Here is a 12,604-nt window from a genome sequence, read left to right as displayed (position 1 = left end):
GCTCGTCAGGCTCATAACCTGAAGGTCGCAGGTTCAAATCCTGCTCCCGCAACCAAATATAACAACATTAAATCAACGCACTAGCGCCCAAAGGGGCGCTTCTCGTGCTTAGGACGACCAGCCTCGGTGCTACAGCAGTACTGCGCCACACAGCAAAGAACAGCACCTTAAACACTCCAAAGCTGGCGTAGCCTTAAACCGAATCTCTCCCCAAAAGAAAAACCAACCCACAGTCTCCGTCTGCACTGTCAGCACTGTCAGCCAGGTGAAACTGCGTTGCGCGTAGAAGTATACAGAGGGATTTTTCCCTACCCGGGGTATACCCGGCCCCGTGTATACCCCGGGTAGGGAGAAACCACCGCCAAAGCCGATATCTCGAATGACGGCTCTGAGCCCAATGCGCCGTTCCCGAGCTAATTGACCTCAGCGAGTGCATTCGGCAGCTATTGTTCCCAATAGGGACCTTGTTTCGACATCCCTTCAACGCGGCACTGCGGACAAAGTGAGCTATCGCTGCAACTGCCCCAACGAGCGCTTTCGGAAGGCCGATCGTAAGCATTGCAAGCGCACCCCAGGCTGACACCTTTCCGTTCTGGCCAACAAAGCTTATGGTGGCGCTACCCTAGCGAAAGTCGACGAGCTCGGTCGCTACGTAGAACTTAAAGTTTCCAGATGGTGTAATCATACGTCGCCCTCAAATGCCCTGATCAGCGTTGCCAGTTTCCCGAGTGGATCATTGGCGGGAAATAGGACTTCACATCCGCCTCGCTTGAAAATGATGTTTTCTGACGCAGCTGGGACAGTTTGCTCATGTGAGCTGACCTAAATCTCAGCAAAAGACGGTTGAGATTTAGGTTTTAAGGTTGAGTGCGGACCTGACGCCTTTTTCTCGGACGTTTTCTTCCACCTGGAGGCAATCTCGTGTTTGACACCACACGTCTTTGCAACTTCGCCGACAGATAAACGACCAGCCCTCATACGCTGCCCCATTTAATCTTTGAAATTTAGGGGCCACAGACGGCGACCGTCTTTCCCAACGGGAATTGAGTGGCCATAGGCATGGAACGCTTTTTCGGTTTCCTGGTCACTTGCGAGCTCACCCAACACTTGAGAATTCATGATGCCTTTATCCTTTTGGAGGACATCATAAACCGCTCAGAGTAGCTTGATCAGATATTAAATATGGGGGCTATGCAACGCTTACACTTATTCTGAGGTTGCGCTGATTTTAGTCGGGATCGCTACCCGACCCTTCAATCCACCAAGGGAATCCGATATTCCCAGATCAAGCCGTGCGCCGTATGCGTTCAATAAATCAATTGCGATTGCCAGCCCCAATCCGCTGCCTCTGACTGAGGTGTCGAGACGTCCTCCAGACCGCAGCGCTTCGCGTCGTGCGTCTTCCGGGATACCGGGGCCGTTGTCTTCGATGCGTATTTCGATACAGCCCTCTTGGCGTTTTGCGGTCAATCTTACGGTGCTGCGACACCATTTGACAGCGTTGTCCAACAAGTTTCCAAGAACTTCTTCGATATCTTGCGTGTCCATACGTACCCAGAGTTCCGGATCACTTTTGACTTCCAGTACTTTGCCATCTCTTTCAGCTATCGTTGAAAAAAGCCGCGCCAGCCGATCGACTGAGTGTGCAAGATCGGTGCGTGAATGTGTCAGTTCCGCCGTATTCATTGCCCGCAACCTTGCGAGCGAACGACTGAGTTGAGCGTCAACCCGATCCAAAGCTTCCTGGGCGATATCGGTCTTGACCCCGGTCTCGGACAAACCCTGGAGTTCGTTTCGCAATATGGTTGTTGGTGTTTTCAGAGCATGTGCCAAATCGGCAGCGTGCCTTCGAGAACCGGACACGATATCCCGATTGCGACGCATAAGCTGATTCAGGTCCTCAACCAAAGGAGCTACTTCATTCGGGTAGTCAGCAGGCTTGAGGTCGTCATCTGAATCCCACCGATGTGCCACATCCGTTTGCAATTTTCGAAGTGGCCCCAGAATAATCGACATAAGCAGCAAGGAACCCGCGACACCGATCAACCCGACAACTGCAAAAACGGGCAAAAGACTGCGCTGAGCTGCCCGTCTCTCGTCGATCAGCTGGGTCTGGCTTTCGGCGACACTGATGCCCCAAACGGTTCCATCTTCGTAGGTTATTTCTTGATAGGCGCTGCGCACCGCTTCATCTTCGGGACCCGAGGTAGTCCAAAGTGTGACGTTTTCTGGGGAACCGGGCGGTTCAGCGATTGTTTCGTCAAAAAGCGAAGCGGATGTGAAAATCTCTCCGTCGCTGTTGGTGACTTGCCAGTACCGGCCAGAATACGGTGCGCTATAGGCCGGATCAAACATGAGGTCGCGCAAGAAATCGGGGTTCTGGGTCGTGACACTCAACCCGACGACAAGTTGCGTGTGGCGGTCCCGAAGTGCGGTGTCGAACCGATTTGAAACTCGGGAATCGATATAGGAGAAGACGGCCAGTGTACCCACACCAACGGACAAGGCCCCGGATGCGATCCCCCCAAGCAATGCCCGTTGACGAAGTGATAACATCAGATTGAATCGATCATATATCCACGACCGCGAACCGTCGTGATCAGGTCGGGTCCTAACTTTTTGCGCAGTCGGTTTATGAAAACCGCGATGGTGTTCGAATCCCGATCACCATCATATTCATAGATGTGCTCTGAAAGCTCGGTTCTTGGGATTAAACGCCCGGCATTGTGGGCCAGATAGGTAAGCACAGCAATTTCCTGGGCGGTCAAATCAACCGGAACTCCGTCTGCGGTCACGCGACCATTACGAGTGTCCAGAACGACGTTCCCCATCTCGATCACAGGGTTCAGTTGCCCGCTCTGGCGGCGCAAGATGGCGCGGACTCGTGCCGCCAATTCAGGCAAATGGAACGGTTTAGTCATGTAGTCGTCCGCACCGGCATCCAATCCATCAACTCGTTCGCTCCAGCCATCGCGGGCGGTCAGGATTAATACTGGTGTCTTGATGCCTGCGCCTCGCCATTCGCGTAACACAGAGATGCCGTCGCGTTCTGGCAGGCCCAGGTCGAGAATAATCATGTCGTACGGTTCGGTTGTGCCCAGATGCAGGGCATCGACACCGTTGTTCACGATATCGACCACGCGACCTTCGGCGTTTAGCAGTTTCTTGACCTGCTCGCACAGGTGCGGTTCATCTTCGGCGAGTAATACTCTCATATCTTGTTTCTACAGGTGCGCAGAAAGTTTTTTAATCACTATTTTTTGCCGCCACCGTTGCCGTTGCCGCCACCGCCACCGTTACCGTTGCCGCCACCGTTGCCGCCACCGCCACCGTTTCCGCCGCCGTTGCCACCGCCGTTGCCGCCACCGTTGCCGCCACCGTTGCCACCGCTGTTGCCGCCACCGTTGCCACCGCCGTTGCCACCGCCGTTGCCGCCACTGTTCCCGTTGCCGTTGCCACCGCTGTTACCGTTTCCACCGCTGTTGCTATTGCCCCCGCGATTTCCGTTGTTGGCCTGATTGCCCGTGTGGCTGGATTTCCCCTGCGAGTTAGCCCTGGCAGTGTTTCCGGGAGTGGACTGGGCTGCCTTGGATATCTGGCGTCCGATACTTGAACGATTGGGAACGACGACACCCGTTTGTGCGTTAACGATGACGCTGATGATTTTGCCGTTGGGTTTCTTGACCAATATTCGGTAATAAACCTTGTCAGACTGGAATGCGCGCGCATCAACAGGGGTCCCGCCGAAAACCCTTTCGACCCCTTTGATAACTTTCTTGAGCCGAATGGTGCTGCCCGAAGTTGTTGCTTTGCGCAATTCAGACTGTTTCAACTCGCGCACGGCGCTATGCCCCTCTCCGGCCTGGAGAAAGGCGAGCAGACACACGATGACAAAAAGCTTTCTCATCTTCCATACTCATTAACGTGCTAGCGCATCTTAATTCTACTGATTTCAATGTGAACTGGCGATGAACGACCAGTTCGTCGTGGGTTCAATGATAATAGGCTTAAATCGGGACATTGGTTCCTGATTCCGACACACACATCTGCGCCTTCACACCATATCCTGATGCGCTGACAAATGAAAATTGCACTCAACGAAAGAGGACCGTCATGAAAACCAAATCGACCGGCCTTTTGAAAGCATCCACCATTGCAATTGCCCTGCTGGGATCTGCTGCAATTGTTGGAGCATTCACGTTTCCGGATACCGTTTATGCGAAAGAGGGTAAGGGAAATGGCGGCAGTAACGGGAACGGAAACGGTGGTGGCAAAGGGAACAGCGGTGGCAAAGGCAACGGTGTCGGTAACAACAGTGGCGGCGACGGTAAGGGTAAGGGCTCTGGATCTGTTACGTCCAAGGGCGGAGGAAAGAAAGCTGCAGGAAAGTCGGGTCGCAAATCCGTTGGTACTGCGGGGGGAGCTTCGAAACGCTCTAAAGGCAAACAATTCTCTCTGAAGGATTTGTTTGGCGGAAAGAAAGGCAACGCTGCCAACAAGACGCAAAAAAAAGGCATCAAGGGCTTGTTCAATGGCAAAAAGCAGCAGGCTGCCACAGCACGAACAAAAAACACCTCTGTCAAGCAATCCCCGAGACCGACAAGCAGAAAAGCAATATACATTGACGATGGTACGCTTGATCCCCGCAACCTCGGCAAGCTGAATGGTGCAATAAATTCCAGCACAAAGGCAAAGCTCGCACATATCGCCAACGGTCAGTATGCGAAAGGTACGGGGCCGGTCAGCCTCGCCGCAGGCCTTGCAGTAGCGGACGCCAATTTCAATCATGCCATGGGTAAAGACAGCAAGTTGAGTCCTGAAGAAGTTCAAGAACTCAATGCGGCGTTTGGCTTTTTGGACGATGCCCCAATGTCCGTGGAAGAAGCAGAGGAGGTCCTCGCCAACGAAGAGGCCAATCCAGGATCGACTGACCCTGACGATTTGGAAGACGCACAGGCCGTCAAGGATGCGCACGACTTAACCACAGATGAAGACGGAAATCCGGTTAAGCGACCAACTGAGGATCAAGCAGCAGCCGCAGAGGCAGTGCACCAAGCGGAAGCCGGTCTTCTGGGTCACTACAAGGGCGACTTTTCTGACGACGACAACGTTGCAACGGAACAGCAGGATCGCGTTCTCGGTGCAGTAAGAGCCTCCAACCCCGACGACGAGGCTGTTAAAGCCGCGCTTGGTACGTTGAATGACGAGTACGAATATGCTGACGGTGAGGACGACGGTGACTATACCGACGAGGAACATGCCGACGATGAAGATGAGGATGAAGCCAGTGACGATCCGGCGGGAGAAGATCAGACGTCCGAAGAGGAACTGGAGGATGAACTTGCAAGAAACGGCTAAGCGTGAAGCCTGAAAACCGGTAGCACGGGCACAGAGTCAAAGTTTCCAACATAAAGCAGCCCGCTCCTTTCGGAGCGGGCCTGGGCTTGTAGTTTTTCCGGGTAGGACGTGGCCCGGAAAATAAGAAGACGTCGTAATGTAGGGTCAGACGTTCTTCTTCGCCCCTTCCAGTCGCTTGTTGTTAACAATATCCATCAAAGCATGTTCGATAGGAGGGAAGCGACCCGTGTTCGGGTTCGTGGTGTTTGAGAGTTCTTCGTGTGCTGCGGGGCCGGAAGATTTGATGCCCGCACGTACTTGGTCTATTGCAACCTCAGTGGCAGTCTTAATCATGCTTTTCCCCTTCTGTGGAGCCAGGCGCGTATCAGATGGCCCGGCCCGAGAGGGTGAGTATGCGCTAAGCTGGTTGAATACTCCGAGAATACATTGTTCACCTTGCGTTAACGTTGTCGCGAATTCGTGGACAATGTCGTGAGTCGCTGTCAGTTCCGGCGAACTGCACCGCAGCTCTAAGACGCTCATTCGGCTATTGTTGGGGCCGAGGTGCAGCCTTTGGTGAAATCAAATTGATCGGAGGTCAAGCAGGCGAGTGGTCAGTGCCTCGCCTGAACTTATGGCTATCGTGAACATGTCAACGCAATAAGACGCCATGAGCGGTCAGCCGGAGTGGGATATCCCAGAGCGGGTAGACTTGTGCCTCGCTTCGGTCTTTCGGTTTAACAGATGCAGTAGCTCAACTTGGTTCGAAGCGCCCGTCTTCGAAAAAATCGAGCTCAGGTGCGAACGGACGGTGGTAGGGCAGACAGACAGAGTTTCCGAAATTTTCTTAACCGTCATTCCTTCCTTCATCATCGCGCAAACTCGAAACTCGCACCTGCTGAGTTCCGTAGGGTTTTGAGGGTCCAGGATCGGTACGTGTCCATCAACCTGGACCACTCTGAGACGGTGACGTCGTACCTGTTCAGACGCCGCTGAAATCGAACCAGGTACACGCCTGCGCCAACCAGAGGCAAGTGTTGAAGCTAATACAGTTAGCAGATCCAAGTCGTAGCTTTTGGGGCGGTGTCTGTAGTGCAGTTCAAGGTGATCGACATGCCCCCCCTTCGTTTCAAGCGGCACTACTATCACCTCGCCCAGACCGTTTGGATGCTGATCCCGGTAAGAGTAGGTCGACGCGTTGTCAGTTGCTTTCACATCTGACAATTTCCAAATTGATCCGGCCTTTGCAGTATAAATACAATTGCCCAGAACAAACTCCGTTTGTGTTTGGGGCTGCGAAGGCCAAACTTTCCCCTCTTGAATGCAGCAACGCGCAATATACTTTACTTGCCGTTCTGTCTTGGAAGTGCGGGTAATTATCGCTGCATCTGCACTTGTTAACCGCATTAGTTGGTCAAGAACTTTTAAAATGGCATTGTTGCCATTTAACGCATGCGCCCATTCCATAACCAAATTCAAGCTGTTTCGCGCGTGAACGCCTTTGGAAAAACTTACACTCATTACTCTTTTTACAAACCCAACTAAACAACTCCGTCGGGCTCCCCAATGCTACTCCCACCACAGTCACAAATTTGTCTTGGTCATGTTAGGTCAGCAATCGGTTTTATGGTCTCGATCGAAGGCAAATATCCAAAGCTGGCGCAATTAGAATTTTTTAACATGTTGAAATAATATAAAATATTCATAAAGAGGCCGTTTCCAAGCGTTGTCTAACTGCGACATGCCGTAGATTTCATAGGTGCAGAATTTGCCCACACTGGTGCCACAATTTAAGTTTAATCATCTTCATTGTTTCCAGATATATTGATTCGTTTTAACGTTAACGCCTTGTTAATGCAGGGTTAATGAAATTCTCCGTTAAGGTGCTACTATAATTAAATTTTCACCCTAAAGTAGTAAATTTACCATTTTTGACGGAAGGCGGTGGATTTTGACACAGCTACCGTAATTGGAGAGCTAATGCAGAAATGCCAGGCTCGCGCTGCAATAACACGCAGCGTGGATTTCAATTTAACCTTTCGGGGGAAACATGACTAAATTTATGAAGAAGTTCGTCAAAGAAGAAAGCGGTGCAGCAATTGTTGAATACGGCCTCGCGCTTTTGGTCGTCGCTTCAATTGCGGTTGGTGCGTTCACGTTTCTGGGTACTACAACGGCCACTAACGTACAGGGTGCCTGTAACGCTCTGAACACCACCAATCCCTGCTGATCCGTCGGCAAGCTGCAATTTGCAAAACACATCAGAATTCTGCGCCGTCGCACCAGTGTAGCGGCGCAGAATACACCGCCGGGATTTTCGACAACTAAATTACCGATGTTTCGAATTTTTTGAGCGTAACTTTTGGAGACAGAGATGCGTATCAGACCAATTATCACTACGTTTTTCGGAATCGCGATTGCTTCCGGCTCCGTGTTCCTGGCGAAAGACCACATTCAATTTAAGACAACTGCGCCCGGATCGTCGTCAGAGGCGGATTTGGTTGAGATCTTCGTCGCCCGGTCGGAAATCGCTTTTGGCCAGACGATCGAAAAGCACCACGTTACAAAGCACGCTTGGCCACGTGAGGCTCTGCCAGCCGGTGTTTTCACGGAAATAGGCGTACTTGTTCCTGACAGCCGGGGTCAGTTGCGCCGCGCCAAGGGACGGTTTTACCCCGGCGAGGTCATGCTGCTTTCGAAAGTCTCGAATTTTGGCGAAAAGGTCACGTTGGTCCAAAAACTGGGTGAGAATACGCGTGCCATGGCAATCGAGGTTGACGCGGTCACTGCAGTCGGCGGGTTTGTTACCCCAGGTGACTGGGTGGATATTGTTTTGACGCAGGGCGCGAATTTGGATTTGCGCGCGGTAACTATACTGCAGAATATTCGCGTGATTGGTGTAGACCAGCAGTCCGAAGAACTGAGCGATCAGCCCGAGATTGCGCGCACAATCACAGTAGAAGTGACTCCTCAGCAAGGTCAGCGCCTTGCTCTGGCGCAAAAGGCCGGAACGCTGAGTCTAACCCTCAGAACGTTGGACGGTGTCGAGGACGAGCCAATGGAAATGGTTCGCTTGCGCGATCTCCTGCAGGAAGAAGGTCCAGTCGAAAAAGTCGAAGCGCAACCCACTGTCAGAGTGAACCGAGGCACCGAAACTGAGGTGGTGACCATCCAGAGAAACCGTCCTGAATCCGAAGAGGCGACGAAGGGGGCTGAACCGGTCACTGAATTAGAATCCCGCAACCAGACGGATGCCCAGCTTTCGCCGGCAGTCGAGACCCCTGGGGTCAAGCCGAGAGTTCGCCCAATCGAAATCAGCCAGAACTCTGCTCAGTAGGCCCGTGCCATGTTACTGAAGGCGTTCATATCAAACTATTCGAGGGAAGAGCGCGGCACGGTCGCCATCCTCTGGGGTACCGCTCTGGTTGCGTTTCTCGGCTTCTTCGCCATCACACTGGATGTCGGCCGGTTGAATTCGACCCACGCAGAGCTTCAATCCTTTGCCGACAACGTCGCACTGGCTGCGGCTGGTGAGTTGGACGGGCAACCAGACGCAATCACTCGCGCAACGAATGCCGCTGCGAATCTGATCAGTGACAGTCAGACCTTTGCTACCGGACCCACCGCGCTTGCAGGTTCGTCGGATTACACGCTCACGTTTCATACCGCGCTTCCTGCTTCCGACCTGACACCGCTGGGGGCGGACATCACCACGGATGCGAGGAAAGCCAAATTTGCGCAGATCGTGCTGACGCCGAAATCAGTAAGCATGAGTATGGCGTCGGCACTGGACAAAATGCTTGGCGGAGGTGGTTTTTCAGCGGCCAGCGTTTCAGCTGAGGCTGTGGCCGGATACTCGAAGGCCGCTTGCGATATTTCACCGCTGATGTTCTGCCTGCCACCCAATTGGGAGTCCACACTGACCGTTGGTGACCAGATACTGCTTCGTAGCGGTGGGAATGGCACCGCATGGGGTCCGGGCAACTTCGGCTTCATTGACTTGGCGGCATTTCAAGACACGTCGGGCGTGTGTGCAGATGAGGGCGGCAACAAGTTGGCCTGCCTTATCGCGGCGCAGGATCAAATTACGCAATGCGTTCTGACAAATGGTCTGGATACGGAACCTGGTCAGAAAGTCGGAATCACCAACGCGGCGTTCAACGTTCGCTTTGACATCTATCGTTCCGTTCTTAACGGAGAGAAAAATAATCCGGATTTTGCGCCCGCGCCTAACGTCATTAAGGGAATTCAGAAAAACGGCGGCGGTGCCTGCATTCAGGGTAATGAAGAGGTCACTCCTGACACGACCGCCCTTGGTCGCGACACTTGCATGACAGCAGGTACCTGCGGCGGTAATAACCGGTTTGGTGATGGTGTTTGGGATCGCGCAGGGTATCTCAATCAAAACCACGACCTTGCGGATGGCGTTGCAGATGGAATAGGCAGCGATGCTCATCTGCCCGCACTGAGCGGATCCAATTCTGTCTTTGCCGGGACTCGGTACGGAATGTACCTGCGGGAAATAGCTTACGGGAACACCAACCCTCACTCACCACCGAATGCAAGTGCTATATTGAACCCGTCGCTCGCCGAAACCGGACGGCCAATGTGTTCCAGTCAAATGTCGAGTAATCCCGCACGACGCGTCGTTACAGCGGCTGGGATCGATTGTGCTCAAAACCCGGTTTCAGGCTCGACTACGGGTGTACCGGTTACAAAATTCGTCGCTGTTTTCCTGACCGAACCGGTTGGTGATGACGGTGCTTCGCCGCCCAGTTTTGACATCCACGGCGAAGTTGTCGGCTTCCCGGACGTTTCGGGCGTGGGCAGCGGCGGCAATGGGTTCGGCGGTATCTTTCGCGATGTCGTGCAATTGTATCGCTGAGGGAGCGCAGGGTCATGAAAACACGTCTGACAGCCCCTTTCAAACGTTTCGCAAAGAATGACGACGGAGCAATCATCGTGGAATTTGGCCTCGTCATGCCGGTCATGCTGCTGATGTTGGCTCTGACGTTGGAATCCGCGCGCCTGATGTGGTCGTACCAGTCGGTCATTGCAGGTGTCCGGGATGCCGGCCGCTATTTGTCCAGAGTGGCGCCGGCGGATATCTGTTCCTCTGGCGGTTCTGTTGCGGGGCTCACCACAACTTTGAAAGGTATCGTCGAGAACGACAAACACGCCAACAGCCTGTTCCCGCCGAGCATAACGGTCAATTCGGTAACGCCCAGCCTGTCTTGCATGTCCGGAACTTACCGAGTTAATCCGGCCCCCGTAGGCACGGTCAGCGCAAACATCACCATTCAAATTCCGATGGGAAACTTGTTGTCGCTTTTCGGCAGCGGCTTGTCATCGGTGACCACCGACGTTTCTGACACATCTCGGATATTTGGACAATGAAAAGCCAGTCGCATATCCGCGCGCAATTGCGCCGCATAGGGCAGAAAATCCTGTGGGATCAGAGCGGTGGCGTTCTTGTCGAGTTCGCTATAGTCGTTTCCTTGTTTCTTTTCCTTTTCCTGTCGTTACTGGATTTCGGCCGACTATCCTACAGCGTTGTGAATGCTCAAAAAGCCTCACAGCTTGCTGCGCGCATCGCAATTGTTCGCCCGCCCGCTTGCGCCGGAGTTCCTGCAACGCACCTGCGCGGCTCATCTCCTTTGTCGCCAAGATTTGGCACGTCCTGCAGCGCCTCGGCCGGGGTGTGCGATGATCCACAGACCCCTATGTGCCCAGGTGATGCTACCAATCCCACCGCCTCGGAAATCTGGGCTCGCATTAGTCCGCTTTTGCCCCCGAGCGCCACAATAGACAATTTACAGTTTCATTACGATTTTAACTCCAATCTGGGTTTCCTGGGTGGCCCTTACACACCCATGGTCACAGTCGAATTGAACCTGAACGATTTTCAATTCGTGTCACCGCTGGCCGCGCTGGCAAATGCCGCGGGCGCGACGAACAGCACAATTCCTATGACAGCCGGTTACTCCAATTTCAGCGTCTCGCTGCCTGCTGAAGACCTAGCATTAGGAGAGTCAGGATAATGGACAAAATAATTTCGAACCTAAAGTCACACTCGGTGATGCTTGTTTCTGAAAGCGAAGCCATCGCTCAGGTTGTCGCGGGCGTTTTTCCGGCGGAAGAGGACAACAAAGTCACGGGAAATGCCACAACGTTCCAGGCATTGAATGGGACTGCCCTTCAACTTGCGTTCAAACATGACGTGGTGATCTTTGAAATCGACCCTGATGATGTGGGTGAAGTGCAGGCCATCGAAGACGTGCTGGCACACAGGGATGACGACACGTTGTTTGTTGCCCTGACACAGAATGACCTTTCAATTTCCAAAGCGCGCGAATTGCGGAAGACCGGCATCGACGAAGTCCTGCCGCTGTCGATAGACGGCGAGGGTTTGAAAGCGGCGGTCAGTGAAAAAATAAGCGCACGTGCGGTTCCGCAGACATCGTTGCCGGATGGGGTATCGGCGCTGGGTAAAGTGATACCGGTTGCGAAGTCTCGCGGGGGTGTCGGGGCTTCAACTGTTGCCGTTAACCTCGCATGCTCACTTGTGGGCGGGAAAGGGTCATTCTTCAGGAAGTCTGCGAAAAACCGTGTCGCGCTATTGGATTTTGATCTTCAGTTTGGAAACTCAAACGTCTTTCTGGATCTTGAGGATAATGGCGGATTTCTTCAACTGATTGAAAACGCGGAAAAACCTGACGACCATTTTCTGTCTTCAGTCCTTCAGGAACACACCCTTGGCGTTGACGTGTTATGTGCACCGGCGCCGATGGTTCCGCTTCAGTCGATGCGTCCCGATCTGATCGAAGGAATGCTCGACCTGCTTCAACAGCGGTACGATTATATCGTAATCGATCTTCCCTGTGCCGTTGTTGAGTGGGTCGAACCCATATTCAAGCGCGCAGCCCAGCTTGCGCTCGTCACCGACACTACTGTGCCATGCGTGCGTCAGGCGCGGCGGTTGATTGACTTCTACCGAGAGGCAAACGTGACGCTGCCGGTTGAGATCGTCGTCAACCGTGAGCGAAGCACGCTGATCCGGTCATCCCATGTCCGTGAGGCTGAAAAGGTTTTGGAAACAAAGCTGAAACACTGGCTGCCGGACAATCCGAAAGTCGCCCGCAATTCCGTGGATTTCGGACGGCCGGTTGTGGAGATGAAACCTCAATCAGACCTTGGAAAGGCCTTGGCAAAATTGGCTGCTGCCATGTCGGCTGATGTACAGGCCGTAGCAACAAAAAGTACATAA

Annotated in this window: 12 protein-coding genes; 7 read left to right on the top strand and 5 right to left on the bottom strand. The window is 53.1% G+C overall.

The window, feature by feature from the left end:
• Positions 1–1,206 precede the first annotated feature (1,206 nt).
• The 3 genes from GOX66_RS20185 to GOX66_RS25650 are packed head-to-tail and all read right to left on the bottom strand — an operon-like array spanning position 1,207 to position 3,907.
• Positions 1,207–2,556: a sensor histidine kinase gene (locus GOX66_RS20185; protein WP_170764938.1), complete on the bottom strand. Its 1,350-nt coding sequence runs from the start codon at positions 2,554–2,556 to the stop codon at positions 1,207–1,209.
• On the bottom strand, positions 2,556–3,215 hold the full coding sequence (locus GOX66_RS20180) for a response regulator (RefSeq protein ID WP_170764936.1): 660 nt from the start codon (positions 3,213–3,215) through the stop codon (positions 2,556–2,558). The genes GOX66_RS20185 and GOX66_RS20180 overlap by 1 nt, the downstream gene beginning before the upstream one ends.
• A 38-nt stretch (positions 3,216–3,253) precedes the next feature.
• A complete protein-coding gene (locus tag GOX66_RS25650) occupies positions 3,254–3,907 on the bottom strand; it encodes a PepSY domain-containing protein (protein WP_214652707.1) in 654 nt (217 codons plus the stop codon).
• 206 nt (positions 3,908–4,113) lie between these two features.
• On the opposite strand from GOX66_RS25650, the gene GOX66_RS20170 reads away from it, so the two are divergent.
• Complete coding sequence (locus tag GOX66_RS20170) at positions 4,114–5,358, top strand: hypothetical protein (RefSeq protein ID WP_170764862.1); 1,245 nt, start codon at positions 4,114–4,116, stop codon at positions 5,356–5,358.
• A gap of 144 nt (positions 5,359–5,502) precedes the next feature.
• Here the strand turns inward: GOX66_RS20170 and GOX66_RS20165 are convergent, their stop codons facing one another.
• Positions 5,503–5,691, bottom strand: a complete 189-nt coding sequence (locus GOX66_RS20165; protein ID WP_170764934.1) for a hypothetical protein — start codon at positions 5,689–5,691, stop codon at positions 5,503–5,505.
• Positions 5,692–6,015: 324 nt separating this feature from the next.
• Positions 6,016–6,744: a helix-turn-helix transcriptional regulator gene (locus GOX66_RS26355; protein ID WP_419555571.1), complete on the bottom strand. Its 729-nt coding sequence runs from the start codon at positions 6,742–6,744 to the stop codon at positions 6,016–6,018.
• 643 nt (positions 6,745–7,387) lie between these two features.
• Between GOX66_RS26355 and GOX66_RS20155 the strand changes: the two genes are divergently transcribed.
• The 6 genes from GOX66_RS20155 to GOX66_RS20130 all read left to right on the top strand — a co-directional run bounded on the left by GOX66_RS20155 (position 7,388) and on the right by GOX66_RS20130 (position 12,604).
• Positions 7,388–7,567 (top strand): Flp family type IVb pilin, encoded by a 180-nt coding sequence (locus GOX66_RS20155; protein ID WP_170764930.1) that lies wholly within the window; start codon positions 7,388–7,390, stop codon positions 7,565–7,567.
• A 144-nt stretch (positions 7,568–7,711) separates the two neighbouring features.
• On the top strand, positions 7,712–8,674 hold the full coding sequence (gene cpaB, locus GOX66_RS20150; RefSeq protein ID WP_170764928.1) for a Flp pilus assembly protein CpaB: 963 nt from the start codon (positions 7,712–7,714) through the stop codon (positions 8,672–8,674).
• 9 nt (positions 8,675–8,683) lie between these two features.
• Complete coding sequence (locus GOX66_RS20145) at positions 8,684–10,222, top strand: pilus assembly protein TadG-related protein (protein WP_170764926.1); 1,539 nt, start codon at positions 8,684–8,686, stop codon at positions 10,220–10,222.
• Between the two features lie 14 nt (positions 10,223–10,236).
• Positions 10,237–10,734: a TadE/TadG family type IV pilus assembly protein gene (locus GOX66_RS20140; RefSeq protein WP_170764924.1), complete on the top strand. Its 498-nt coding sequence runs from the start codon at positions 10,237–10,239 to the stop codon at positions 10,732–10,734.
• Positions 10,731–11,378 (top strand): TadE/TadG family type IV pilus assembly protein, encoded by a 648-nt coding sequence (locus GOX66_RS20135; protein WP_170764922.1) that lies wholly within the window; start codon positions 10,731–10,733, stop codon positions 11,376–11,378. Before GOX66_RS20140 ends, GOX66_RS20135 begins: the two co-directional genes overlap by 4 nt.
• The gene (locus GOX66_RS20130) at positions 11,378–12,604 is read left to right on the top strand and encodes a CpaE/TadZ family protein (protein ID WP_170764920.1); all 1,227 of its coding nucleotides are present in this window, start codon (positions 11,378–11,380) and stop codon (positions 12,602–12,604) included. Before GOX66_RS20135 ends, GOX66_RS20130 begins: the two co-directional genes overlap by 1 nt.

Source organism: Ruegeria lacuscaerulensis, from assembly GCF_013031245.1.
Taxonomy (GTDB): domain Bacteria; phylum Pseudomonadota; class Alphaproteobacteria; order Rhodobacterales; family Rhodobacteraceae; genus Ruegeria; species Ruegeria lacuscaerulensis_C.
This window is presented reverse-complemented; position numbering and strand designations above follow the sequence as displayed.